General features: G+C 63.0%; 22 protein-coding genes and 1 tRNA gene. 13 read left to right on the top strand and 10 right to left on the bottom strand.

Features of this window, described 5'->3' with window-relative positions; translation table 11 throughout:
• The first annotated feature begins 3 nt into the window (after positions 1-3).
• The gene (atzF, locus tag KF712_09505; GenBank protein MBX3741213.1) at positions 4-1,737 is read left to right on the top strand and encodes an allophanate hydrolase; all 1,734 of its coding nucleotides are present in this window, start codon (positions 4-6) and stop codon (positions 1,735-1,737) included.
• 9 nt (positions 1,738-1,746) lie between these two features.
• On the opposite strand, the gene KF712_09500 is transcribed toward atzF, so the two are convergent.
• Positions 1,747-2,172, bottom strand: coding sequence for a hypothetical protein (locus KF712_09500; GenBank protein MBX3741212.1), 426 nt, complete (start codon positions 2,170-2,172; stop codon positions 1,747-1,749).
• Between the two features lie 205 nt (positions 2,173-2,377).
• On the opposite strand from KF712_09500, the gene KF712_09495 reads away from it, so the two are divergent.
• The 3 genes from KF712_09495 (at position 2,378) to KF712_09485 (ending at position 8,228) form a co-directional block, all read left to right on the top strand.
• The gene (locus KF712_09495; GenBank protein MBX3741211.1) at positions 2,378-5,908 is read left to right on the top strand and encodes a PSD1 domain-containing protein; all 3,531 of its coding nucleotides are present in this window, start codon (positions 2,378-2,380) and stop codon (positions 5,906-5,908) included.
• A gap of 4 nt (positions 5,909-5,912) precedes the next feature.
• Entirely contained in the window at positions 5,913-7,352 is a 1,440-nt protein-coding gene (locus KF712_09490; protein ID MBX3741210.1) for a DUF1501 domain-containing protein, read from the top strand.
• A 108-nt stretch (positions 7,353-7,460) separates the two neighbouring features.
• Positions 7,461-8,228: a hypothetical protein gene (locus tag KF712_09485; protein MBX3741209.1), complete on the top strand. Its 768-nt coding sequence runs from the start codon at positions 7,461-7,463 to the stop codon at positions 8,226-8,228.
• A 7-nt stretch (positions 8,229-8,235) separates the two neighbouring features.
• Here the strand turns inward: KF712_09485 and galE are convergent, their stop codons facing one another.
• Positions 8,236-9,249: a UDP-glucose 4-epimerase GalE gene (gene galE, locus KF712_09480; GenBank protein MBX3741208.1), complete on the bottom strand. Its 1,014-nt coding sequence runs from the start codon at positions 9,247-9,249 to the stop codon at positions 8,236-8,238.
• A gap of 141 nt (positions 9,250-9,390) precedes the next feature.
• Between galE and queF the strand changes: the two genes are divergently transcribed.
• The 5 genes from queF (at position 9,391) to KF712_09455 (ending at position 15,810) form a co-directional block, all read left to right on the top strand.
• On the top strand, positions 9,391-9,813 hold the full coding sequence (queF, locus tag KF712_09475; protein MBX3741207.1) for a preQ(1) synthase: 423 nt from the start codon (positions 9,391-9,393) through the stop codon (positions 9,811-9,813).
• Positions 9,810-10,496 (top strand): 7-cyano-7-deazaguanine synthase QueC, encoded by a 687-nt coding sequence (queC, locus tag KF712_09470; GenBank protein MBX3741206.1) that lies wholly within the window; start codon positions 9,810-9,812, stop codon positions 10,494-10,496. Before queF ends, queC begins: the two co-directional genes overlap by 4 nt.
• Before the next feature lie 334 nt (positions 10,497-10,830).
• A complete protein-coding gene (locus KF712_09465; GenBank protein MBX3741205.1) occupies positions 10,831-12,291 on the top strand; it encodes a sulfatase in 1,461 nt (486 codons plus the stop codon).
• A 16-nt stretch (positions 12,292-12,307) separates the two neighbouring features.
• Positions 12,308-14,377 carry an arylsulfatase gene (locus tag KF712_09460; GenBank protein ID MBX3741204.1) on the top strand — a complete coding sequence of 690 codons (2,070 nt, stop codon included), beginning with the start codon at positions 12,308-12,310 and terminating at the stop codon, positions 14,375-14,377.
• A gap of 8 nt (positions 14,378-14,385) precedes the next feature.
• A complete protein-coding gene (locus KF712_09455) occupies positions 14,386-15,810 on the top strand; it encodes a sulfatase (protein ID MBX3741203.1) in 1,425 nt (474 codons plus the stop codon).
• 272 nt (positions 15,811-16,082) lie between these two features.
• Here the strand turns inward: KF712_09455 and KF712_09450 are convergent, their stop codons facing one another.
• Positions 16,083-17,510: a sulfatase gene (locus tag KF712_09450; GenBank protein ID MBX3741202.1), complete on the bottom strand. Its 1,428-nt coding sequence runs from the start codon at positions 17,508-17,510 to the stop codon at positions 16,083-16,085.
• 234 nt (positions 17,511-17,744) lie between these two features.
• Positions 17,745-17,820: transfer RNA gene (locus tag KF712_09445), tRNA-Ala, on the bottom strand.
• A 209-nt stretch (positions 17,821-18,029) separates the two neighbouring features.
• Between KF712_09445 and KF712_09440 the strand changes: the two genes are divergently transcribed.
• Both KF712_09440 and tsaE read left to right on the top strand, forming a co-directional pair.
• Complete coding sequence (locus KF712_09440) at positions 18,030-18,740, top strand: prepilin-type N-terminal cleavage/methylation domain-containing protein (GenBank protein ID MBX3741201.1); 711 nt, start codon at positions 18,030-18,032, stop codon at positions 18,738-18,740.
• 43 nt (positions 18,741-18,783) lie between these two features.
• Entirely contained in the window at positions 18,784-19,167 is a 384-nt protein-coding gene (gene tsaE, locus KF712_09435; GenBank protein MBX3741200.1) for a tRNA (adenosine(37)-N6)-threonylcarbamoyltransferase complex ATPase subunit type 1 TsaE, read from the top strand.
• Here tsaE and KF712_09430 read toward each other — a convergent pair.
• Positions 19,157-19,309 (bottom strand): hypothetical protein, encoded by a 153-nt coding sequence (locus tag KF712_09430; protein ID MBX3741199.1) that lies wholly within the window; start codon positions 19,307-19,309, stop codon positions 19,157-19,159. The genes tsaE and KF712_09430 overlap by 11 nt on opposite strands.
• Positions 19,310-19,403: 94 nt before the next feature.
• On the opposite strand from KF712_09430, the gene KF712_09425 reads away from it, so the two are divergent.
• Positions 19,404-20,288, top strand: coding sequence for a tyrosine recombinase (locus KF712_09425; protein ID MBX3741198.1), 885 nt, complete (start codon positions 19,404-19,406; stop codon positions 20,286-20,288).
• A 9-nt stretch (positions 20,289-20,297) separates the two neighbouring features.
• Here the strand turns inward: KF712_09425 and KF712_09420 are convergent, their stop codons facing one another.
• A complete protein-coding gene (locus KF712_09420; GenBank protein ID MBX3741197.1) occupies positions 20,298-20,999 on the bottom strand; it encodes a hypothetical protein in 702 nt (233 codons plus the stop codon).
• A gap of 78 nt (positions 21,000-21,077) precedes the next feature.
• On the opposite strand from KF712_09420, the gene KF712_09415 reads away from it, so the two are divergent.
• On the top strand, positions 21,078-21,971 hold the full coding sequence (locus KF712_09415; protein ID MBX3741196.1) for a uracil-DNA glycosylase: 894 nt from the start codon (positions 21,078-21,080) through the stop codon (positions 21,969-21,971).
• Here the strand turns inward: KF712_09415 and KF712_09410 are convergent.
• From KF712_09410 to KF712_09395, 4 genes are all read right to left on the bottom strand, one after another.
• On the bottom strand, positions 21,950-22,420 hold the full coding sequence (locus tag KF712_09410) for a PIN domain-containing protein (protein ID MBX3741195.1): 471 nt from the start codon (positions 22,418-22,420) through the stop codon (positions 21,950-21,952). The genes KF712_09415 and KF712_09410 overlap by 22 nt on opposite strands.
• A complete protein-coding gene (locus KF712_09405) occupies positions 22,417-22,674 on the bottom strand; it encodes a hypothetical protein (protein MBX3741194.1) in 258 nt (85 codons plus the stop codon). The genes KF712_09410 and KF712_09405 overlap by 4 nt, the downstream gene beginning before the upstream one ends.
• 30 nt (positions 22,675-22,704) lie before the next feature.
• Positions 22,705-23,511: a TIGR00730 family Rossman fold protein gene (locus KF712_09400; protein MBX3741193.1), complete on the bottom strand. Its 807-nt coding sequence runs from the start codon at positions 23,509-23,511 to the stop codon at positions 22,705-22,707.
• A gap of 343 nt (positions 23,512-23,854) precedes the next feature.
• The gene (locus KF712_09395) at positions 23,855-24,478 is read right to left on the bottom strand and encodes a superoxide dismutase (GenBank protein ID MBX3741192.1); all 624 of its coding nucleotides are present in this window, start codon (positions 24,476-24,478) and stop codon (positions 23,855-23,857) included.
• Between the last annotated feature and the right edge of the window lie 48 nt (positions 24,479-24,526).

The following is a 24,526-nucleotide window of genomic DNA, read 5'->3' as shown; positions in this document are numbered from 1 at the left end:
CCCATGCTGACCATTCCTTCCCTGAGACAGAGCTATGCCGATGGAACCCTGACGCCGACCGGCATGGTCTCCCTGCTGCGGAAGCGGATCGAAGCCCACAACGACCCGGCCATTTTCATCCACCTGCCAGCGGAGGAGGAATGGCTCGGGCTAGCGGCAGAGGTGGAGGCGATGCCGGCCGATCTCCCGCTGTGGGGCATCCCTTTCGTGGTGAAGGACAACATCGACGTCGCCGGCTGGCCCACCACCGCCGGTTGCCCGGAGTTTTCCCACACCCCGGCAGAGGACGCCGAGGTGGTGAGGCTGCTGCGCGGCGCGGGAGCGATCCCGCTGGGAAAGGCGAACCTCGACCAGTTCGCCACCGGCCTCGTGGGGGTCCGTTCTCCCTACGGGATTCCCCGTAATGTCTTTGACATGGCCTACCTGCCGGGAGGTTCCAGCTCCGGCAGCGCCACCGCTCTCGCCGCCGGACTCTGTGCCTTCTCGCTCGGCACGGACACCGCCGGGTCGGGTCGGGTGCCCGCCGCGTTCCAGAACCTCATCGGCTGGAAGCCGACCCGCGGACTCGTCAGCAACCGTGGCATGGTTCCCGCCTGCCGCTCGCTCGATTGTGTCTCCGTGTTCGCGAACACCCCGGAGGATGCGGCGATCATTTCCGAAATCATCGGCGTGTTCGATCCGGCCGATCCGTTCTCACGCGATGTCGAACCGGTTTCCCTGGAGACGGAGGGTTTCCTGTTCGGCGTCCCCGCAGCGCTCGATTTCGCGGGTGATCCGGATACCCCCGCGCTCTATGCGGACGCGGTCCGCAGGTTGGAGGAAATGGGCGGCACCGCCGTGGAAGTCGATCTCACTCCATTCGTGGAAGCGGCGAAGCTGCTCTATGAAGGCCCGTGGGTGGCGGAGCGCTGGGCCGCCGTCGGTGACTTCGTCGCCGCCCATCCGGATGCCATCCACCCGGTGACGAAAACCATTCTGGAAAACTCCAAGGGCTGGGATGCCTCCGCGACTTTCAAGGCGCAATACAAGCTCCGTGAACACGCCCGTGATGCGGAGGGCATCTGGCAGGCGGTGGACTTCCTGCTGCTGCCGACCACCCCCTGCCTCTACACGGTGGAGGAGGTGCTGGCCGATCCCATCCGCACGAACTCCGTGCTCGGGCGATACACGAATTTCATGAACCTGCTGGATCTGGCCGCCGTCGCGATCCCGGCAGGATTCGCACGGGGCGGCAGGCTGCCATGGGGCGTGACCCTCGCCGCCCCCACCGGGACGGATGAGGATCTGCTGCGGCTTGCCGGGACATTCACCAAACAGCCGCTTCCGGAATCTCCGGCGGAAGAGAACGTCCGCATCCCCATCGTGGTCTGTGGCGCGCACCTGGAAGGGCTGGCCCTCCATCACCAACTTGCGGACCGCGGTGCCACCCTCGTTTGCAAAATGGAAACGGCTCCGCATTACCGGTTGTTTGCCATGCCTGCCGGAGAAAAGATCCCCGCACGACCGGCACTGGTCCACGACGCGGAAAAAGGAGCGTCCATCGCGGTCGAGGTATGGTCACTCGATCCCGCCGCATTCGGTGACTTCGTTTCCAGGATTCCCGCTCCGCTGGGCATCGGAAAAGTGACACTGGCATCCGGAGAGTCGTTGCCCGGCTTCATCGCGGAGCCACGGGCACTGGATGGAGCGGAGGAAATCACCCATCTCCGGGGCTGGCGGCCATACCTCGCCCGCTGAAAAATCCGCTCACTCAAGTTTCAGATCGTCGATCCACAGCTTCCCTTCACCACGGTTGCTTTCGAGCATCAGGGAAGTGACGGCTCCTTCCGGACGTTGGATGGTCTTCGTCACGGTGATCCATCCGCCGCTCTCCGTGATCGTTCCGCCTGCCGCGAGCTCGGAGTTACCCTCCGCATCGTAAAGCCGCAGCCGCCACTGGACCGGCGCGTCCTTCGAAGCGGCGCTGGCTTTCACCCGGAAGGAAAGTGTCAGCGACTTTTTCCCCGCCGGCCATTTGAAGTCCTGGGCCAGCCCGAAAACCCCGCCGTCGAGTTCCACCTCCAGCAGCGAATTCCCCTTTTCCTTGGGATCCTCAACGATCCTGCCTTCGTCGCATTCCCAAGGTGCCAGTTCCTTGTCGAAGCCGCCGTTTTTGAGAAGCGGTTCCGCCATGGCGGGGAGTGACAGAACGACGGCCAAACCGGCCACCGGAAAAAAGCGGATGAAGCGGACTGGATGCATGATGGGAGGCATTGAACCCCAAACGTCCCGATCCGGCGATTTCTTTGTGTCATCCGCGGGCTGGAGTCCGGCGCGGGAAAATCCGGGATTCATGAAAGCAACCCGCCGCGTCACGGTTACTATGGTAAATCCCAAAATGTGGTCCCGCAAAACCCATCCTGCGTTACGAGCGTTCGCCGCGTTCGCCGTCGCCGCCTCTTCCCATGCCGCGGAGAAGCCCGACTTCGCACGCGACGTCCGGCCGATCCTCTCCAACCGCTGCTTCAAGTGCCACGGTCCGGACGAGGACACCCGTAAGGGAAAACTCCGGCTCGATGAGCGGAACGCCGCACTGGGCGAAGGGAAATCCGGTGAGATTGCCATCGTCCCCGGCAAGCCCGCGGAAAGCGAATTCATCAAGCGGCTGCACGCCGCGGACCCGGACGACCGCATGCCGCCCGCCAGCGCGAAGATGGAGCTGACGGAAGCGGAGAAGAAGATCCTGGAACAATGGATCGCCGCAGGAGCGGAGTACCAGCCACACTGGTCCTTCGCCCCCCCGAAGACCGATGGAAAGCCACACGGCATCGATGAATTCATCGGCAGAAAACTCGCAGCCGCGGATCTGAAGCCCTCCCCCGAAGCTGGAAAATACCAACTCATCCGGAGGGTGACGCTGGACCTCACCGGCCTGCCTCCTTCACCGGAAGAAGCGGAGGCTTTCGCCAAAGACACCTCACCGGACGCCTACGAAAAGGTGGTGGACCGCCTGCTGACATCCCCTGCCTACGGCGAACGATGGGCGCGGCGGTGGCTGGACCTCGCCCGCTATGCGGACACCAACGGCTATGAGAAAGACCGCGAGCGTCAGATCTGGCCTTACCGGGACTGGGTGATCCGTGCCCTCAATGGGGACATGCCGTTCGACCAGTTCACCGTGAAACAACTCGCGGGTGACATGCTGCCGGGAGCCACGGCGGAGGACATCACCGCCACGGGCTTCCACCGCAACAGCATGCTCAATGAGGAGGGCGGGAACGATCCGCTGGAGTTCCGCTACCATGCGATGGCGGACCGCGTGGCCACCACCGGGACCACCTGGCTGGGCCTCACTCTGGGCTGCGCCCAGTGCCACACCCACAAATACGATCCCATCCTCCACACGGAGTATTTCGGCATCATGGCATTCCTCAACAATGCCGATGACATCAACTACGACCTGCCGGATGCCACGCTGCCGGAGCGCGAGGCGAAGCGCGCGGAGCAGGCGGAAAAAATGATCACCGCACTGCCTTCCAAGTGGCCGCTGGAGAAACCGGCGGAAGCGGATTGGTCCACTCCACGCCTCTCTTCCGTCACCTCCGCCTCCGGGGAACTGCCGAAGATCCAGTCCGACCACTCGGCGCTGTTCACCGCGCAAGGCCCGGAAAAGGAAACCTACGAGCTGCTCCTTACGGCGGATCCAGCGGATGCCGACCGCGTGCGGATCGAGACACTCGCGGACAAGAAGATCGTCTCCGGCGGTCCCGGCCGCACCGGCCATGGCAATTTCGTCCTGAGCGAGCTGGAGCTTTTCACCCGCCCGAAAGGTGGCACCGGAGAATGGGAGAGGATCGCTTTCTCCAAAGCCTCCGCCGATGCGGAGCAGTCTGGCTACCCGGTGGCCGCTGCCATCGATGGCAAGGAGGACACCGGTTGGGCGGTGCAGGTGGAGGGTGGTTCCCACAAGAAAGATCGCGCCGCCGTGTTTCATCTGGAGAAGCCGCTCACCCCGGGCGAGCGGGAGTTCAAGGTGCGCCTCGTGCAGAATTTCGGCACCCATCACACCATCGGCCGTGTCCGTGTTTCGTTTGGCAAGGAACTCACCGCACCACCGCAACAGCTCACGAATGACGAGCGCCGCCAGCAGGCGGTCGATCTCGCGTTCGGCCAGTGGCTGGAGAAAGCCCGCGCCGAAACCGTGCCGTGGAGCACGCTCACCGCCACGGCGCTCGATTCCAACGAATCCATCCTCAGCAATGAGCCGGACGGCTCCGTGTTCGTTTCCGGTGACACCTCGAAAGACGACCGCTTCACCCTCACCTACAGGAACGCTCCGGCGGGCATCACCGCGCTGCGGCTGGAAACACTGACGGACAAACGTCTCCCCGGCTTCGGCCCCGGCAAGGTGTATTACGAAGGCACGCCGGGTGATTTCTTCCTCTACGGCTTCACGGTGAAAGCGGATGGCAAGGACATCAAACTGGCGGATGCCAGCTCGACCACCGGCGATGCCAGGCTTGCGATCGATGGCAACGACCTCACCGGATGGACGATCAAAGAGGCGACAGGCGAGGACCAAACCGCCGTCATCCAGCTTGCGGAACCCCTGCCCGCCAGCGGTGATCTCGTCATCGAGCTGAAGATGGGCCGCTACTATGCTTCCACCCTCGGCAAGTTCCGCATCTCCGCCACCAGTGCGCCACAAAAGACGACCGCCCGCGTCCTGCCGCCGGAGCTGGAGGAAGCGCTCGCAAAATCCGAACTCACCAAGGAGGAACACGCGAAACTTTTCCGCCAGTTCCTTCTGGATGCCCCGCAGCTCGCCGCGGCCAGCAAGCCGATCCGTGATCTGTTCAAGCCGCTCGCCCCGCAGCGCACGCTTGTCATGCACGAACGCACCGAGCATTTTCGCAAAACACGCCTGCACAACCGCGGCGAGTTCACCCAGCCCGCCCAGGAGATCCAGCCGCATGTGCCCGCCTTCCTCCCTCCCCTCGCCCCGGACCAACCGGCGAACCGGCTGGGATTCGCAAAATGGCTCGTATCACCGGAAAACCCGCTCACCGCGCGGGTGACGGTCAACCGTCAGTGGCAGGCATTCTTCGGCACCGGTCTGGTGAAGACACTGGATGATTTCGGTTTCCAGGGTGAGGTTCCCAGCCACCCGGAACTCCTCGACTGGCTCGCCGTGACCTTCGTGGAAGGCGGCTGGTCGATGAAAAAGCTGCACCGCCTCATCGTCACCAGCGCCACCTACAAGCAGGACTCCCGCGTCACTCCCGAACTGCTGGAGAAGGATCCACAGAACCGCCTTCTCGCCCGCGGGCCGCGCCTGCGGATCGAGGCGGAGATGATCCGGGACCTCGCCCTCAGCGCGTCCGGCCTACTTTCCGGCAAGCTCTACGGCCCCTCGGTGCGGCCGCCACAACCTTCGAGCGTCACGGAGGGAGCCTACGGCGGCATGAGCTGGAAAGTCAGCGAAGGCGAGGACCGCTACCGCCGCGGCCTCTACACCTTCGCGAAACGCTCGTCGCCCTTCGCTTCATTCATGACCTTCGACGCGCCGACCGGGGAAGCCTGCGTCGCCCGCCGCGAGGTGTCGAACACGCCCCTCCAATCGCTCGTCCTCCTCAACGACGAGGTCTTCGTCGAAACCGCCCGCGCGCTCGGAAAGAAGATCGCAGCACACCCGGGAACGCCGGAGGAGAAAGCGGCATACGCCTTCCAACGCTGCCTGACGCGCCCGCCGACTCCGGATGAAACCAAGAAGCTCGCCGCCTTCCATACCGCCCAGCTCGAACGCATCCGGAAGGGTGAACTGAAGTCCGGCGAACTGATGCCGGACAAGGCCACGCCGGAAGAAACCGCCTGGATGACCGTCGCCCGCGTGCTCCTCAATCTGGACGAAACCATCACCAAGAACTGACCCCATGAACTGCCAGAGCCGATATTTCGATCCGCACGGGTCCGTCAGCCGCCGCTGGTTCCTCCGCGAGTGCGGACTGGGCCTGGGCAAGATCGGCCTCGCCTCCCTGATGGCGAATCCGCTGGTCCGCGCCGCCTCCGCCATGGCTCCGCAGCCCCTCCAGGCCCACTTCCAGGGCAAGGCGAAGTCGGTGATCCACCTTTTCATGGCGGGTGCTCCGTCACAGCTCGACCTGTTCGACCCGAAACCGGAACTGGAGAAGCTCGATGGCAAACCCCTGCCCCCGTCCGTCATCGGCGGCCAGCGGCTGGCTTTCATCCGCCCTGACGCGGGGGTGATGGCCTCCAAATTCAAGTTCGCCCAACACGGACAATCCGGCGCATGGGTGAGCGAACTGCTGCCGCACACCGCGAAGATCGCGGACGATCTCTGCTTCGTCCGCTCCGTCAAAACGGACCAGTTCAACCACGCTCCGGCGCAGATTTTCTTCAACACCGGCTTTCTCCAGCCCGGCCGCCCCAGCATCGGCTCATGGGTCACCTATGGCCTCGGCTCGATGAACAAGGATCTGCCGTCGTTCGTCGTCCTCAGCACCGGTGCGGGCATCAGTGGTGGCGCGGCGAACTGGGCGAGCGGCTTCCTCCCCACCGTCCACTCCGGCGTCCGCTTCCGGAACTCCGGCGACCCCATTCTCAACACCGCCAGCCCGAAAGGTGTGGACCGCCAGCTCCAGCGCGAGACGCTCGACCTCATCGGTGACTTCAACCGCACGCAGCTCGACGCGGTCGGGGATCCGGAGATCGCGACCCGCATCGCCTCCCACGAAATGGCCTTCCGCCTCCAGCAGAGCGCGCCTGAACTCACCGACCTGTCCGGAGAACCGAAGCACATCCTCGAACTCTACGGGATCGAGGACATCAACAAGCCGACCTATGCCCGCGCCTGCCTGCTGGCCCGCCGGATGATCGAACGCGGCGTGCGCTTCATCAACATCTACAACGAGGGCTGGGACGCGCATTCCGACCTCGCCGGAAACCACGGCAAGCTCTGCAAGGAGACCGACCAGGCCAGCGCCGCCCTTGTCACCGACCTCAAGCAACGCGGGCTGCTGGACGAGACGCTGGTCGTCTGGGGCGGCGAGTTCGGCCGCACACCGATGGTGGAGAGCAATCCTTCCCTCGGCCGCTCACTCGGCCGTGACCACCACCCGTCCGCCTTCACCATCTGGATGGCGGGCGGCGGCATCAAAGGCGGGCAGACCTACGGACAAACGGATGAACTCGGCTACCATGTGGTGGAAAATCCGGTCCACGTCCACGATGTCCAGGCCACCATTCTCCATTGCCTGGGCCTGGACCATGAACGCCTCACCTACCTCTACTCCGGCCGCCACTTCCGCCTGACGGATGTGCACGGCCATGTGGTGAAGGACCTGCTGGTGTGACAGGACCTGGGGCATCCTTCCACCGATTCGGGTTGAAATCACCTCTTCCCCGGGAACCATGGAGCCACGATGACATGGCCGGATTTCACTTTGAAAAACCTGTCCCGGGTGCTAGCCTTCCCGCATGGCACCGAAGAATCAGCCGTGGGTTTCGGCAGAGGTAATGCTGGAGCAAACCCGCCGCAACCGCCAGCGCTCGGCGACTCTCGAATCAAGGAGTGGACCCGTGCTGCCGGAAGATGCGTTGACCAAAGCGGCTTCGGCAAAAAACTTGCGGGTCGCCAGGTCGAAGACGAACTGAGCGCCCTTTTCCGCGAGACGCCGGAGTTCGGGAGATCGCTCGCGCTGCGTCTGGCCGATTTCCACGATCCGGACTCAACCGGCCCACTCACGTTGATCGGTGGTGGCGGCGAAGCGGTCGTCTTTGGCGATCCGGAAAACCAGCGGGTGGTCAAACTGCTCGGCACGGCGGGAAAAGCCGGATTCGGTTGGAAGATCGACCGCGACGCGGAAAGCCGCTGGGCGCTGCGTCCGGGGAGGCTGGCCGAATCGCTGGTCCGGTTCTGGCTCGCGGAGCATCATTTCCCGACCGGCCTTGAGCTGGAATTCATCGGCGGGAACGGGGATTTCCTCGTGCTTTCCCAGCCCTTTTTTCTCGGTGAAAACCCGGATCATGAAGCCTTGTCCGCATGGATGGCAGCTGAGGGGTGGGAACCGTTTTCCTCGCCCTCGGAACTGGTCATGCTACAAACCCAGACTTGGAGAAAAGGCTCCGCCATTGCCACGGATGTCCGGCCCGAAAATGCCATCCTGGCCTCGTCTGATGGCCGGATCTACCCGTTCGATTTCATTCTCCACGACTTGGATTTTCCCTGAAGCCAGCTTAACCGGAAGCAGGGTCACCGTATCTGCCTTTCCGGGGTCCGCTCATCCAGGCCCAGGCGGGCCGGAGCATGTCGCGGACATCCTTGTGTCCGGCCGTCCATCCGAGCACTTCGGCAGCCAGTGATGGGTCCGCGACCAACCGGGGCGGATCCCCCTCACGGCGGGGTCCATATTTGACCGGGACTTCCTTGCCGGTCACTTCCTGTGCCGCGTCGATGATTTCCTTCACGGAGACACCGACGCCGGTGCCCAGGTTGCACCGGAGGGAATCCCCGCCGGACAGGAGATGGTCCACCGCTCGCCCGTGGGCGTCCGCCAGATCCTCCACGTGGATGTAGTCCCGGATGCAGGTGCCGTCCGGTGTTTCATAGTCGGTGCCGAAAACCTCGAGGTGCGTGATCTCCCCGGTCAAGGCCATCAGCACCCGCGGGATGAGGTGGGTTTCCGGATTGTGATCTTCCCCGATCAGGCCGTCGGCGGATGATCCGCTGGCATTGAAATAACGCAGGCACACGCTTTTCAGGCCCCACGCCGTGTCGCAGTCCTTCAGGATCCACTCCACCATCAGCTTGCTGCGGCCATAGGGGTTGATCGGTTCCTGGCGGTTGCTTTCCGTGATGGGGATGGCATCAGGCACCCCGTAAGTGGCGCAGGTGGAGGAAAACACGAAGGCCTTGCAGCCGCTGTCCTGCATCACCTCCAGCAGGGTGAGCGGCTCCGCGGTGTTGTTGCGGTAGTATTTCAGCGGGTCGGTCACCGACTCCCCGACATAGGCGAAGGCAGCGAAATGGATGACCGCACCGAAACGGTGCTTTTCGAAAAGGGACTGCAGGAGGGCGCGGTCACCCACCTCCCCTTCGACGAATTCCACGGAAGGATCGATGATCGCCTCCCGGTGGCCATAGACCAAGCTGTCCAGCACCACGACCTTGCGGCCCAGCCCTGCGAGTTGCCTCACCGTATGGGAACCAATGTATCCCGCCCCACCTGTTACAAGAATCGCTTCGGACATGAGTCTGTAGTTCGTTGGGCCAACAAGGCCCCATCGTCCGCGGCCCTGTCAAGCACCGGCCCGGAAACCCGTCCCGCGCTCTCTTCCATCCGGGGCCATTATTCGGTGGACCCGGGTATCCTGATCCCACAAAATCCGGGCATGGCAGAACGCAAGGATCTCGATGACCTTTCCCTGTTGGGAAAATCCGTGAGGCTACCCCAGTCCCCCGATGAGGCGGTGCTGGAGGTATTCCCGAACCATCGTCCGGGGCGGAACTACTGGATCACGCTGAACTGCCCGGAGTTCTCCTCCCTCTGCCCTGTGACCGGGCAGCCGGACAGCGCGAAGATCCTGATCCGCTACGTGCCGGCCCAGACCTGCGTGGAGACGAAGAGCCTGAAGTTCTACCTGGCCTCCTTCCGCAACCAGCCCTCCTTCAACGAGGAGATCGTGAACCGGATTCTCGATGACCTGGTGAAGGTGATGAACCCCGCGCAACTGATCGTCCGCGGCGAATTCGCGCCGCGCGGCGGCATCCAGCTCACGGCGGAAGCCACCTACCCTGACACGGCGGAACGATGAAAGTGTGCGTGCTGTTGAGCGGGGGGATGGACTCGGTGACGGCGTTCCACCACGCGCTGGCCCACCATGAGGTGATCGGCTGCCTTTCGTTCGACTACGGCTCGAAGCACAACCACCGGGAGATCCCCTTCGCGAAACTCCATGCTGACCGGAGCGGCGTGCCCCACCATGTGGTGCCGCTGGGTTTCATGGACGAGTTGTTCACGTCCGACCTGCTGCAGTCCGGAGGCGAGATCCCGGAGGGACACTACGCGGAGGAGAACATGAAGAAGACCGTGGTCCCGTTCCGCAACGGGATCATGCTGGCCATCGCGGCGGGGTATGCGGAAAGCGTCGGGGCGGACGGGCTGGTCATCGCGGCGCATTCCGGGGACCACGCCATCTACCCGGACTGCCGGGAAAGTTTCATGCAAGGGATGGCCACCGCCATCCAGGAAGGCACGTATGCCCGGACGGAACTCCTGCGGCCGTTCATCGATACGGACAAAACAGGCATCGCACGGATCGGGCGGGATATGGGGATCGACTTCGCGGAAACGTGGTCGTGCTACAAGGGGCGGGAGATCCACTGCGGTGTATGCGGGACCTGCGTGGAACGCCGTGAAGCGTTCCTGCTGGCGGAAATCCCTGATCCGACGATCTACGAAAGCACGCCGCCCCTTCCGGCCAGACCGGAAAGCTGAGCGCCGGAGACTTAATCATACTAATATGCTTAATTTAGTATGATTTGATTTGACCCCTGCGGTTCTGGCCTCCAAACTGCCCCGCGGAGGGCGCAAGACCGCGATGGTCGTGTGCGCCCCGGTCAACGGAACACTCCGGACCCCATTACCGGCGGGAACCTTTTCCCCGCCATGCGACACTCGGTGGAAGACCAGACTTCTGGATGAACCGGCACCCGACCGATTCTCCATGAATTCATCCCTGATTCCCCAATCCGCACCAGTGACGGCAGATGTCACGAAACTTCCGCCGTCCGGCGAGGTTCCATTGTCCACGATTTCCCGACCGCTACCGATGACAAACTCCTTGATCCGCCGTGTTTCCCTCGTGCCCGCGCTTCTCGCCCTGCTGGGCAACGGCGCTTTCGCCGAAGCGAAGAAGCCCAACATCGTGTTCATCCTCGCCGATGACCTCGGCTACACGGATGTCTCCGCCTACGGCAGCAAGTACTATGAAACCCCGAACATCGACCGGCTGGCGAAGGAAGGGGTGAGGTTCACCAGCGGCTACACCGCCGGGCCGAACTGCCAGCCCACCCGCGCGGCTCTCCTTTCCGGACAATATGGCCCGCGCACCGGTGTCTACACCGTGGGCAACATCGACCGCTTCAACTGGCAGAGCCGTCCGCTGCGGCCGGTGGACAACGTCGCTGCCCTGCCGCCGGAGAAAACCACCATCGCTCAGTCGCTGAAGAAAGCGGGCTATGCGACGGCTTTGTTCGGCAAATGGCACCTCGGCGATTCCGGCGACGGCCATCCATCGAAACGGGGCTTTGACGAGGCGATCGTCTCCTCCGGGCGGCACTATGACTTCAAGACCTCGCCCGCGACGGAATACCCGGAGGGCACCTACCTCGCGGATTTCCTGACGGACAAGGCAGTGGATTTCATCGAGCGGCACAAGGACGGGCCGTTCTTCCTCTACCTGCCGCACTACGGTGTCCATAGTCCTCTCCAGGCGAAGCCGGAGCTGGTGGCCAAGTTCAAGGACAAGGATGCGAGCGGCGGGCACAAGGATCCCGTCTATGCGGCGATGATCGCCAGCGTGGATGAAAGCGTGGGCCGGGTGACGGCGAAGCTGGACGAGCTGGGTCTGTCGGAAAACACGCTCATCGTCTTCACCAGCGACAACGGCGGTGTGGGCGGCTACCAGCGCGAAGGCATCCAGGCAAAGGACACCACGGACAACGCCCCGCTGCGCGGCGGGAAAGGCACCCTCCATGAAGGGGGCATCCGCGTTCCCTACGTCTTCCGCTGGAAGGGCGTCATCCCCGCGGGTTCCGTTTCGGAGACGCCCATCATCTCGGTCGATCTCCATCCGTCGCTGCTCGAACTCTCCGGTGCCCCGGCCCCGGAAAACCAGCCGCTCGACGGGGTGAGCTATGTGCCAGCGCTGAAAGACCCATCCTCCGCGCTGAAGCGTGACGCCCTTTTCTGGCACTTCCCCGGCTACCTCGGTTCCGGCAACGACACCTGGCGGACGAAGCCGGTGAGCGTCATCCGGGAGGGAAGTCTGAAGCTCGTCGAGAATCTGGAGGACCGGTCGCTGGAGCTTTACGATCTCTCCGCCGATCTCAGTGAGAAGAACAACCTCGCCTCCGCGCAACCGGAGAAGGCAGCCTCCCTGCTGGCCAAGCTCAACGGCTGGCGGAAGGACGTCGGTGCGAAGTTCCCCACCAAGAACGATCCGTCCGAACCCGCGAAAGCCGGTAAGAAGGGCAAAAAGAAAAAGAAGGCCGCGGCGGATGATGAATGATTTCCCCTTTCCCCAGATGAGACCCACACGCCTTTTCCTGCTCCTTTCCGCGCTCGCCCTGCCGCTCCATGCGGCGGAACCACCGAAGCCCAATATCGTCGTCTTCCTGGTGGATGACATGGGCTGGTCGGACCTCGGTTCCTACGGCAGCGAGCTGAAGACTCCGAACCTGGACGCGCTCGCAAAGAACGGCCTGCGCTTCACCCAGTTCTACAACGGTGCCCGCTGCTGCCCGACGCGCGCCTCCCTGCTGACCGGCCTCTATGCCCACCAGGCGGGGGTCGGCCACATGACGGATGAACGGCGGGATGAGAATGGCAACGTCCGTCCCGGCTACTCCGGCCGGCTGAACAACACCTGCGTCACCATCCCGGAGGTGCTGGGCCAGGCAGGCTACTTCACCGCCATGACGGGAAAATGGCACGTGGGCCAGAACCACGGCGTGAAGCCGGAGGAGCGCGGATTCCACCGCACGCTCTCCGCCGCTGCGGGTGGCTTCTTTTTCCCCGATTCCAGGAACACGAAAATCTTCTACAACGGCAAGGATGTGGGCCGCGACGGTGACCCGTTGCCAAAGGACTGGTACGCCAGCGACCTGTGGCCGACCTTCGGCCTGAAGTTCATCGACGAAGCGCTCGCGGAGAAGAAACCGTTCTTCCTCTACAATGCCTTCAACGCGCCGCACTTCCCGTTGCAGGCTCCTGCGGAGGACATCGCCCGCTGGCGCGGCAAGTTCAAGGTGGGCTGGGACAAGCTCCGCGAGGAACGCTACAAGCGGCAGATTTCCGAAGGCCTCATCGATCCGAAATGGCCTCTCTCTCCCCGCCCGGAGGAAGTGCCCGCCTGGGACAGCCTCTCCGCCGCGGACAAGGATCACTACGACCACCTGATGGCCATCTATGCCGCCGTGCTGGAACGCATGGACAAGGGAGTGGGTATCCTGGTGGACGGCCTGCGCGAGCGCGGCCAGCTCGACAACACGCTGATCCTCTTCCTCAGTGACAACGGCGGAAACGCGGAGGCGGGCCTCCGTGGACGCGCCAATGGCAAGAACCTCGGCGATGCGGAATCGGACGTTTTCATCGGCCAGACATGGGCCACGCTGAACAACACCCCGTTCGTCCGGTACAAACACTACACGGATGAGGGCGGCATCTCGACCCCGCTCATCGCCCACTGGCCCGCCGTCATCAAGGACCAACGGAAAGGCGCGCTGGAAAGCCAGCCCGGCCACCTCATCGACATCCTGGCCACCGCCATCGACATCGGCGGAGCGGAGTATCCGGCGGAGTTCAAGGGCAACAGGATCACCCCGAAGGAAGGCGTGAGCCTGCTCCCCGCTTTCAAGGGTGAAAAGCTGGCCCGCACTCAGCCGCTCTTCTGGGAACACGAAGGGAACCGCGCCATCCGCGAAGGGGACCTGAAGCTCGTCGCGCTGGAGAATCAGCCATGGCGGCTCTATGACCTCGCCGAGGACCGCAGCGAGCAGAACGACCTCGCTTCATCGAAACCGGAGGTGGTGAAAGATCTGTCCGCAAAATGGGATGTCTGGGCGGCACGGGCGAACGTCCTGCCGCTGGGTGCCTGGCGCGGTCCGGCCAGCCAAGGCCGGAAGGGAAGCAACAAGCGGAACTTCGACCTGAAGGCGGGGGACCAACTGGAGGGCAACGAGGCTCCGGACCTGGCCCAACGCGCGATCACCCTGACCGCCACCTTTGATGCGGAGGACGGACAAGAGGGCATCATCTTTGCCCAAGGAGGAACGCTCCACGGCATCTCGCTTTCCCTCCAAGGAGGGAAGCTGGTGTTCTTCATCCGCAGCGCGGGCCAAACCGCCACCGCGCAGATCCCCGGTCCGTTCGGCAAAGGGGTCGAGGCAAAAGCGACGCTCGCCGCCGATGGCAAGGTCACCCTTTCCGCAGGGGGCAAGGAAGCGACGGCGGAGTTCAGCGGACTGATCCGCAGCAACCCGCGGGATGGCCTGAGCGTGGGGACCGACAGCGGAGCCCTCGTCGGCCCTTACGAAACCGTCACTCCATTCAAGGGCAGCATCGGCGGAGTGCGTCTCAACCTCGGCAAGCAATAGCACTTCCGATGAAATTCCCTCTTTTTCTCCTCATCGCCTCCTCGCTGTCCGCGTTCGCGGAAACCGTGAAGCCGAACTTCCTGTTCGTCCTCACGGATGACCAGCGGTGGGATGCCATCTCCGCCGTGCAGAAGGAACAGGGCGACAAGGCCCGCTTCCCGTGGCTGAAGACACCGGTGCTCGACCGCCTGAAGTCACAGGGAGCCATCTTCCGGAACTCCTTCGTCACCACGTCTCTCTGCTCCCCCGGCAGGGCCAGTCTGCTGACGGGACAGTATGCCCACACCCACGGCGTCTCCAACAACCACACGCCGCTCCCCGCCGACAGCATCACCTATGCCTCCGTCCTGAAGGCGAACGGCTACCACACCGGCTACATCGGCAAGTGGCACATGGGAACGCAACCGGAGCGGCCCGGCTTCGACTTCTCCGCCAGCTTCCAGGGCCAGGGGAAATTCTTCGATTGCCCCGTGACCATCCGCAAGGACGGTGAGGTGAAGAAGGTGATCGAGCCGAAATGGATCGATGACGCTTCCGCGGACCACGCCATCGGTTTCCTCCGGGAGAACAAGAACCGCCCGTTCCTGCTGACCGTGGGCTTCAAGTCCGTGCACGGCCCGCGTGAACCCCATGCGGACTTCAAGGAGGAATACGACGGGGAGAAAGCGAACCCTGTCCCCAATCTGAAGTCACCCGCGCCTTTCCGCCCGGAGGGTGTCAACGAGCCGCGCAACACCGCACCCGGGAATCCGAAGATGCTGGACTACTTCCGCACCCTCACCAGCGCGGACCGCAGCTTTGGCCGCATCCTGGATGAGCTGGACGCGCTCGGTCTCGACAAGAACACCATCGTCATCTTCACCAGTGACAACGGCTACTACCTCGGCGAACACGGGCTGGGTGACAAACGCTCCGCCTATGAGGAATCCCTGCGCGTACCGCTGCTGATCCGCTCCCCGTTCCACAAGATCACGGGCAAGGAGATCACGCCCGATGTCCTCAACATCGACCTCGCGCCCACCATCGTGGACCTCGCCGGCATCAAATTGCCCGAGTCCTTCCAGGGCCGCAGCCTCCGTCCATTGCTGGAGGAAAGCCCACCGGCAGATTGGCGTGAATCCTTCCTCTACGAATACTTCTACGAACGGAACTTCCGCAATCCCACCATCCTGGGCCTGCGCTCCACCAAGGGAAAAATCATCACCTACCCGGAAAACCCGCAGTGGAACGAACTCTTCGACCTGGGGGAAGATCCCTACGAGACCACCAACCACTACAACAATCCCGCCAAAGCCGGCCTCCGCAAGGAACTGGAGGCCGGGCTGGAAAAGCAGAAGCTCGATACCGGCTACAAGATCCCATCCACCGCGGATCCGGATGAGTCCGGCAAGGAAAGGCCGAAGCGCCGGACGCAGCGCGAGCCGGAACCTTGATTCCACTTTCATCACCTGATCGAGGGATCCCGCCCCGCCGCTTCCGGATTGCCGGAGGCGCGGATGCTGGGGGAGCTGCAGGTGGATGGCTGTCAGGATCTGCTCCAGCGTGTGATGTAGATCACCTACGAGGCGGACGCGCTCCGCGGTGATGGCTTTCCTTTCGCGCACCTCCGCCGACAGTTCCGCGTTCTTCCGGGCCGCTCGTAAGCCCACAGCACCGTCACGGCGGGGACGAGCAACATCGCGCAGAGGAACTTCCGCACACCGGCTTATTTCGGAGCTTTCTCCGCCTTCGGCTTCTTCTCCTTTTTCTGGTTGTCGGGGTTGCCGGGCTTCTTCTTCTCGGCCTTCGCCTCCTCCTTCTTCTTGTTCACCTTTTTCGGCGGGCCTTCGGTTTCGCGGGCCGGATCATACTGCGGGTTCTCCTTCATCATCTGCGCGCCCACCTCTTCGCGCCACTTCTTCAGGTCCGCCAGCAACGCCGCGGCCTTCTCCGGGTTTTCCACCGCGAGATCCTTTTCCTCCCTTGGGTCGGCCGCGATGTTGTAAAGCTCCGTCTTGCCCGTCTCGAACCACTCGATGAGCTTCCAGTCGCCGCTCAGGATCGAGCCGGATGGCCGGGTCGCATGGTAGTGCGGGTAGTGCCAATACAGGTTGCCCCGGTCGAGGGTTTCGCCATTCGAAAAAGCGGCGGAAAGATCCTTTCCATCCAATCCCGATGGCACCGGCGCACCCACGAGGGCCGCGATGGTCGGCAGGAAGTCGATGCTGCTCACCCGGGTTTCATTGGTCGTTCCCGGCTTCAGGTGCCCGGGCCAGCGGGCGATGACCGGAACGCGGACGCCACCTTCATAGAGGCTGCCCTTGCCCATGCGGAGCGGAGCGTTGTTCGTGAAGTTCAGCTCACCGCCGTTGTCCGAGGTGAAGATGACGATGGTGTTCTTCGCCAAGTCCTTCTCGTCGAGGAAGTCGAGCATCTGGCCGATGCTGGCGTCCAGCGCCTCGATCATCGCCGCGTAGCCCGCGTTCTTCTGTTTGAGGTCCGGCTTCGCATCAACGATCTTCTGGTATTCGTCACGCACCGCCGGGTCGAAACGCACCGGGCCGTGCGGCGAGTAGTGCGACATGCCGATGAAGAACGGCTTGCCCGGGTTTTTCTCGATGAAGTCCATCGCTTCCTTGTTGAGAGTGAAGACACCCTTGGGATCTGTCGGCTCGTCCTTCGTGTTCTCCTTCCAGCTCTGGTTGCCCGCGTCATAGCCATGCTGCTGCGCTCCCTCACCGGCATGCCATTTCCCGAACCAGGCGGACACATAGCCCTGGGGCCTCACCACCTTGGCGAAGCTGTTCTCCGTGGTGGGCAGACCCATGGTCCAGTCCGGCACCAACAGCTTCGCATACGGCTTCTGGTGACCACGGAGGAAGTCGGTCATGTGCAGGCGAGCGGGCGTCTTTCCGCTCTGCAGGGCTGCCCTCGTGGGGGAGCAGACGTGTGCGGAGGAGTAGCCACGGGTGAAGGTCACACCCTGCGCCGCGAGCTTGTCGAGGTTTGGTGTCCGGTAGAGATCGGACCCCGTGCACGCCAGATCGGCGGCACCGAGGTCATCGGTGAATATGAACAGGATGTTCGGCTTTTCCGCGGCGCAGAGCATCTGCGCTGCGAGAAAGACCGGGGCGATGAACTTCAATAGTCTCATGATTCGGATGGGTTGGTTGCGGACTTACGGGCGGACCGGTCGCAGGCAGGCAGTTTATCCCACATCCAACAGGAAGAAAACATCCCCCATTGAAGGCAGCGGAACCGCCGGGCCATCAAGCCCGGAAAGGAACGCGGAGCGAAGAGGAAAAGCGATTTCACCGGAAAAACGTGAATGCCGGCATCATCGCCATTCTCCGGCGCAATCCCCCCCTGAACAACCATCCCTTGAGGATGGTGGAGCATAGGAGATTCGAACTCCTGACCTCTTCATTGCGAACGAAGCGCTCTACCAACTGAGCTAATGCCCCGGAAAACCGGACACGTTATGGCTGGCATGAGCGGGGCCGGGGCGCAAGGATTTTCCCCACATTGGCGACCCTTCCGGCGGGTAATTTCATTGGGAGTCCGCAGCGGTTCACCCCGGGCGATCCCACCCGCCCGGGATCAACGCCGCCCGGCACCGGCAACTTTTTGTTTGCCCTGAATTCAACGCACCCCTAGGTTCCGGACGACTTTTATGATCAAAACCCATCGTCGCGGCTTCACGCTCATCGAACTCCTCGTGGTCATTTCCATCGTCGCCATATTGTCCACGCTGGCGGCGGTGATGGCTCCGAAAATCCTGAAAAAAAGCGCCCAGACGAAGACCGTCCAGTCCATGCAGCGGATGGCGTCTTCCCTGACCCTCTACGCGAACGACCACGCGAACCGCATCCCGCCGCCGATGACCCCCGCCTCCGAAAACGAGGAGAAGGATGACATCTACTGGTTCACCTGGCTTGAGGAGCAGACCTCCGGCAAGAGCCTCGATGACCTGCTGAAGGACGGATACTGGAAGCAGACGAAAAGCAGCGACTTCGTGAACCCGACGATCCCGAAGAAGGATCTGAAGCATGATTCCGTGGGCTATGCAATGAACGGCCAGCTTGCCACGAACATCGCCCTCACCCGCGATGAGAAGCTCGAACCTGACGTGGCGTTGAGCACCCCGGTCAACCTCCTCACCGTCCGCAACCCGGAAAGAACACCGATCATCCGCCCGCACTGGACCTGGGCCTACACCGGCAACAAGGCGGAAGGCTCGGACAAGAAGCTCCTGCCGTTCCTCGCGGGCGGCACTCTCCCCGTACTTTTCCTGGACGGCCATGTCGAGACGATGACACCACTCGCTTACGCGACCAGGGGCCTGCACGAAGTCCCGAAGGTGGAGGACGGCAAGGACAACTGATCCCCCCCGTTTCATGTTCGGAAAGGCGGATTCCCCTGCCGGGATGGAGCAGCTCGGGCGGGAAGCCGCTGCGGGTGCCAGCGCCGGGATGGTCTTTGCCCTGACGGGCGGGCTGGGAGCCGGGAAGACCCACTGGACGAAAGGCTTCGCCGCCGCGCTGGGAGCAGGCGGGGATGTGACCAGCCCCACCTTTTCGCTGGTTCACGAATATCCGGCACGGCTGCCCATCTTCCACTTCGACTTCTACCGTCTGGACTCTGCGGATGAACTCATCAGCCTTGGCTGGGACGAATACCTCGAGGCAGGCGGCGTGGTGGTGGCGGAGTGGGCGGACAAGTTTCCGGAACTGATCCCGCCGGACGCGGTCTGGCTGGCGTTTTCCGTCGATGCCGACGGCGGCAGGACGGTGTCCCCGCTCAACGGCTGAGAGCCCCACCGGCGTTACTGACGCTGCGGGTAAGGGTGTTCCCCGTGCGGCTGACCGTCTTCGCCAGGCCTTCCGCCATGCTGCAGGATGCGAGCACGGCCGCGCCTCCCACGAGGGTGGCGAAAAGGAGGATGCGTTTCATGGCAGCACAATGCTGGACGCCGGTAAGGAGTCAAGCCGCCTCCGGAATGCGTTTGCCCCGCCTCCCGTCAGGTGGCACGCTCCCTGGGCAACCGATGGAATCCGAGGCCGAATCCTTCATCCGCTTCCTGGCGATCGAGCGCGGCCTTTCGGAAGCCTACCAACTCTCCGTCCGCCAGACGCTGGATGCGCTGAAGGAGTGGATGAAACGGAACGGCAAGCCGCTGGCGGAGATCGGCACGGATGAGCTGGCCGCCTTTCTGGTGCGGCGGAAAAGCGACGGGCTCACCGCATCCTCCCTGCGCATCCACACGGTCCACCTTAAAATTTTCTTCCGCTGGCTGGCCGGGCGAAACCATCTGCCGATGGATCCCGCGGAGCCCCTGATCGCCCCACGGGGGGAGAGCCATCTGCCGGAGACCCTGCATGCGGACCACATCAGGCAACTGCTCGACTCCATCCCGCCGGACCAGCCGCTGGCCCGCCGGGACAAGGCGATGCTGGAACTTTTCTACTCCTCCGGCCTCCGGCTTTCCGAACTCTGCAAGCTGCGGCTGGAGCTGATCGATTTCGACGAGGGCTTCATCCGCATCACCGGCAAGGGGAACAAGACGCGGATCGTGAGAACGGGGCGGAAGGCTCTCGCCGCCCTCCAGGATTATCTCCGGAACGAGCGCACTTCATTGGTGGGGAAACGCACTTCCTCCCATGTGTTCCTGAGCGTGCGCGGCGGGCCGCTGTCACCGGACCGGGTCCGCCAGATCGTGAAAGAGCGGTGCGCCGCCGCCGGGATCGAACAGAACGTCTATCCCCACCTGCTGCGGCATTCCTTCGCCACCCACCTGCTGGAGGGCGGTGCGGACCTGCGGGTGATCCAGGAACTGCTGGGCCATGCCGACATTTCAACGACGCAGATCTACACCCATGTGGATGGGGCGCGGCTGAAGGCAGTCCACCGGAAATTCCACCCGCGCGGGTGAGGGGATCGTTCAGGGTTTCACCGGAATCTCAGGGGGCTTCGGGGAATCCCCGTAGGGCTTCACCTCCAGCTTCGGGCCAGTTGGCTTCGGCTCCGCGGATGGGGGGGCTTCCTCAACCGCCACCGCCGCGATTTCCTCCGTCCGGATGGACTGGAACAGCAGGTTGTAGTTGTGGCGCAGGACGGAGGGAAAGGAAACGCGCCCGGCCTCCACAATCTTCTCGCGGAGCAGCTTCGCGGAAAGGTCGGCCACGAGATCCGTGCCGATCTGCACTGCACGGTCCGCTCCGGCGGCTCTTGCGGTGTCCGTGCCGCCCTTGATCACGTCACTGGTGATCGCCCGGCCCTGGATCGCAATGTTCGACTGGGCGGAAACGATGGTCCCCTTGTCGTTGATGGTGATCTCCAGGATGGCGTGGTCATCGGACGCCAGCATGCCACGGATGTGGTCGATGCGGACGGAGACGAAGACGCCGCCATCCGGTGTCGGGGAAACTTCCGGCTTGTAGGTGCGGTAGTTGGAGCCAGACAGGGGGTACTCCGCGGCCTGGTTGGAACGCTTCGTCCAGCCGCCGAGTTTTTCGCCGAAAGTCTTCTCATCAATCCGCACTTCCGCGGACGCGGTGGCCATGCAGGCACCGGCCATGGCCAGGAAAGTCAATACACGCTTCATAATCTCCGGGCCATCCGGCCGGGCGGATGATACGCTCATTTTAAGGAATTTCCTCCAAAAATTTTCCGCCGCGGATTTCAAGGCAAGCTGCGGTTGCACCTTTCCGGGCATCCCGCTATGCCTCTGGACGTGTCGCGCCCCGTCGATCTTCTCATCGAGTTCCTCCGTTCCGAACAGGAACGGGGCGTGTCCCACATCCATCTGGACGACGAGGCTCGCGATGGCCTGCGGGAGCTTTTCGAGCGGGCACGCGCGGGAAAAAAGGCGGCTGCCCCAGCGGCCTCTGTCACCGCCCCTGCCGTGATGGAACATTTCAATCTGGAGCCGGAAGCCCCGGCCCTGCGTGCCTCTCCGGTTCCCGGGGTTCTGGTGGCCGAAGGCATTTCCCGCGAGGAACGGCTCGCGTCCCTGCGCAGCCAGGCGGAGTCCTGGCCGGCGGCGCGTTCGCTGGGCACGCTGAGGGACACCATGGTGTTCGCCGTGGGAAATCCCGCCGCGCGGCTGATGCTGGTGGGTGAGGCCCCTGGCTATCAGGAGGAAAAGGAGCGCGAACCCTTCGTCGGACCCGCCGGACAGAAGCTGAATGACATCCTCAAGGCCATGGGCCTCCGGCGTGAGGAGGTCTATATCTCGAACATCGTCAAATTCCGCCCGGCGCTGCCGAAGCAGACGACCAACAACCGGAAACCGACTCCGGAGGAAATGGCTTCCTGCATGCCTTTCGTCCGCGCGGAAATCGACATCATCAAGCCGGAATGCATCATCGCCCTCGGCGGCACCGCGGCGGAAGGCCTGCTGGGCCTCCAAGGGGCCGTCACCGGCATGCGCGGAAAATGGCACGACCTGGGCGGCATCCCCGCCCGCGTCACCTACCATCCCAGCTACCTGCTCCAGAGCGGAGCCACCGGCAACGCGAAGCGCCTGCTGTGGGAGGACATGCTGGCGGTGATGGAAAAAATGGGCCTGCCCATCTCGGAAAAGCAGCGGGGTTATTTCCTGCCGAAAGCCTGAAACGGGACACTCATCCCCTCAGACTCGGCGAGCGCCTTCTGGTTGGCATCAAAGGTCAGGAACTCCTCCGCGCCGAGGTGCAGGGCCGTCGCCACATGGAGGATATCCACAAGCCGGTTCCCGCTCCCGCGGGTATGGGCACTGCTGAGGGTCTCGGCAATCCGGTACACCACCGCCCAGTCCACCCCCTCGATTTTCAGAATGCCGTCCGTCAGGTCGGACTGGAGGTCCCGCAACATCCGCGCCCCTTCGCTCTCCGGGAACCCTTTCCGGCGGTCCAAGGAAAACAACCTGGTCTGCAACCGGACGGACTGCCGGAACTCCAGCAGCAGCAACCCTGAAACCGGAAGCGCGGCGGCATGCCGTTCCATGAATGCGATGGCTTCAGGACTGTTCACCTGCCTGCGGTAGAGGGCGCAAAGCAGGGAGGTATCTGGAAAGACTCTCATCCTTCCTCGCCCTCCAACTCATCCGCGCGCATGTCATCGATCTCCTGACGGGTGAAAACACGATCCCCCCAGATCGCCTTCTGCCTCGCCCCGAAGTCCGGCATCCGGAACGGCGTCGGGGAATCCGGCCCGACAGGCTTGAGAACCGCGATGACTTCACCGCGTTTCTCGATCCGGATTTCCTCGCCTTCACCGAGCCAAGCTTCGAGTTTGGCGAACTCGTTCCTCAACTCACGGACGGTGGCCGTCTTCATGTGGACATATTATGTCCACATCACACAAAGTCAACTCTCCACCGGCTTCTCGCCGAGGATCTTGATGGCTCTCGGGACCGCTTTCCGGCGCAGGCCGAACTGGCGGACGGCATGGCGCTGGAGGTGGGCGGCGGCATCTTCGACGTCGTCGGTGACGAAGATCAGATCCGGATCCCCGGGGCTGATGGTGCCTTCCTCCGCCATGTGATAGACCAGTTCCATCAGCGGCTTCCAGTAGTCCTTGCCCATCAGGATGAGCGGGAAGTTCCTCAGCTTGCCCGTCTGGATCAGCGTGAGGGTCTCGAACATCTCATCCAGAGAGCCGAAACCACCCGGCAGCACGATGAAGGCGTAGGAGTACTTCACCAGGATGGTCTTCCGGGTGAAGAAATAGCGCATCGTGACCGAACGGTGGACGTAGGGATTCAGGTGCTGCTCGAAGGGAAGTTCGATGTTCACACCGATGGAACAACCGCCCGCCTCATAGGCGCCCTTGTTCCCCGCTTCCATGATACCGGGGCCGCCGCCGGTCATGGTGGTGAAGCCGAGACGGGCACAGGCCGCCCCCATTTCCACCGCCATGTTATAAAAGTCAGAACCGACCGGCGTCCTCGCGGAGCCGAAGATGGTGACACACGGCCCCGCGAAATGGAGCGTGCGGAACGCGCGGATGAAATCCCTGCAAACGTGGAAAAGTGTCATCGCATCACGCCAGCGTGAGCGCGGCCCGGAAAGCCAGGTGCGGTCAGGCGACTCCAGCTCGAAGACTTCCTGCTGGCGGATCTCTTCCTCGCTGACGGCCGGGGGCTGGGGGTTCTGGGGAGCCTTTGGTTTCATGACAGGATCTAACATGATGATGGGACGCCTTGTAACCCCTTTTCCTTCAAAAGCTCCATCCCGCAATTGATGGGTTTCTTCCCTTCACGTCCACGATGCTCTCCCGGAATCACGGTGAATCCGGGCTTCCAGAACAACGGGCGGGTACGGACCGGCGTTTCGACACATACCTTGCCGATATCGCGAAAACAAACATCAGCGGCATGCCCTGAAAGCGGCGTGACCGTCCCGTTTCGTCTGAATTTTCGGCTTTGGCCCGCACCGGAGTCCTGTCGGGGGAAAAACAAACGGACGCGGCCGACAAAGGCCGCGTCCGCTCGCATGAAGGATTCCGGTTTGGAAATTACGCGCCGAAGTTTTTGGCGGCGACGTCCCAGTTCACGACATTCCAGAATGCGGCGATGTAGTCCGGGCGCTTGTTCTGGTAGTTGAGGTAGTAGGCGTGCTCCCAGACATCCAGGCCGATGACCGGGGTGCCTTCGATACCTGCGACGGCTTTGCCCATGATCGGGCTGTCCTGGTTGGCGGTGGAGCCGACGGAAAGCTTCCCGTCCGCACCTTTGACGAGCCACGCCCAGCCGGAGCCGAAGCGGGTGGCACCGGCTTTCGCAAATGCTTCCTTGAACGCGTCGAAGGAGCCGAAGGCGGCGTCGATGGCGGCGGCGAGTTCACCGGAAGGGGCCTTGGCACCACCTGGAGCGATGACTTTCCAGAAAAACGCGTGGTTCACATCACCACCGGCATTGTTGCGGACGGCGGTCCGGATGTCTTCCGGGACGGAGCCGAGATCCTTCACCAGTTCCTCGGAGCTTTTCTCGTCGAGGTCGCCCTTGCCGGCGGTGGCGTTGTTCAGGTTCGTGATGTATGCCTGATGGTGCTTCGAATGGTGGATTTCCATCGTCTTCGCGTCGATGTGGGGTTCGAGCGCGTCGTAGGCGTATCCGAGTTCCGGGAGAGTTCTGGCCATAATAGTGAGAGGTAGGATTGGGTCTTGTGCTTCCGGCCGAATGGACGG

It is taken from the genome of Akkermansiaceae bacterium (assembly GCA_019634595.1).
GTDB lineage: Bacteria > Verrucomicrobiota > Verrucomicrobiia > Verrucomicrobiales > Akkermansiaceae > Luteolibacter.
Note: the sequence above shows the minus strand (reverse complement) of the source record. Positions and strands in the feature narration are given on the sequence as shown.

Coding starts and splice junctions, on each gene's coding strand:
- KF712_09405 (MBX3741194.1), bottom strand. CDS start 22,674: ATGAAGACGGCCACCGTCCGTGAGTTGAGGAACGAGTTCGCCAAACTC.
- KF712_09420 (MBX3741197.1), bottom strand. CDS start 20,999: ATGAGCGTATCATCCGCCCGGCCGGATGGCCCGGAGATTATGAAGCGT.
- KF712_09430 (MBX3741199.1), bottom strand. CDS start 19,309: ATGAAACGCATCCTCCTTTTCGCCACCCTCGTGGGAGGCGCGGCCGTG.
- queF (MBX3741207.1), top strand. CDS start 9,391: ATGGCAGAACGCAAGGATCTCGATGACCTTTCCCTGTTGGGAAAATCC.
- galE (MBX3741208.1), bottom strand. CDS start 9,249: ATGTCCGAAGCGATTCTTGTAACAGGTGGGGCGGGATACATTGGTTCC.
- KF712_09490 (MBX3741210.1), top strand. CDS start 5,913: ATGAACTGCCAGAGCCGATATTTCGATCCGCACGGGTCCGTCAGCCGC.
- KF712_09460 (MBX3741204.1), top strand. CDS start 12,308: ATGAGACCCACACGCCTTTTCCTGCTCCTTTCCGCGCTCGCCCTGCCG.
- KF712_09395 (MBX3741192.1), bottom strand. CDS start 24,478: ATGGCCAGAACTCTCCCGGAACTCGGATACGCCTACGACGCGCTCGAA.
- KF712_09400 (MBX3741193.1), bottom strand. CDS start 23,511: ATGAAACCAAAGGCTCCCCAGAACCCCCAGCCCCCGGCCGTCAGCGAG.
- KF712_09450 (MBX3741202.1), bottom strand. CDS start 17,510: ATGAGACTATTGAAGTTCATCGCCCCGGTCTTTCTCGCAGCGCAGATG.
- KF712_09495 (MBX3741211.1), top strand. CDS start 2,378: ATGTGGTCCCGCAAAACCCATCCTGCGTTACGAGCGTTCGCCGCGTTC.
- KF712_09440 (MBX3741201.1), top strand. CDS start 18,030: ATGATCAAAACCCATCGTCGCGGCTTCACGCTCATCGAACTCCTCGTG.
- KF712_09425 (MBX3741198.1), top strand. CDS start 19,404: ATGGAATCCGAGGCCGAATCCTTCATCCGCTTCCTGGCGATCGAGCGC.
- KF712_09415 (MBX3741196.1), top strand. CDS start 21,078: ATGCCTCTGGACGTGTCGCGCCCCGTCGATCTTCTCATCGAGTTCCTC.
- KF712_09465 (MBX3741205.1), top strand. CDS start 10,831: ATGACAAACTCCTTGATCCGCCGTGTTTCCCTCGTGCCCGCGCTTCTC.
- KF712_09455 (MBX3741203.1), top strand. CDS start 14,386: ATGAAATTCCCTCTTTTTCTCCTCATCGCCTCCTCGCTGTCCGCGTTC.
- KF712_09500 (MBX3741212.1), bottom strand. CDS start 2,172: ATGGCGGAACCGCTTCTCAAAAACGGCGGCTTCGACAAGGAACTGGCA.
- queC (MBX3741206.1), top strand. CDS start 9,810: ATGAAAGTGTGCGTGCTGTTGAGCGGGGGGATGGACTCGGTGACGGCG.
- tsaE (MBX3741200.1), top strand. CDS start 18,784: ATGGAGCAGCTCGGGCGGGAAGCCGCTGCGGGTGCCAGCGCCGGGATG.
- atzF (MBX3741213.1), top strand. CDS start 4: ATGCTGACCATTCCTTCCCTGAGACAGAGCTATGCCGATGGAACCCTG.
- KF712_09410 (MBX3741195.1), bottom strand. CDS start 22,420: ATGAGAGTCTTTCCAGATACCTCCCTGCTTTGCGCCCTCTACCGCAGG.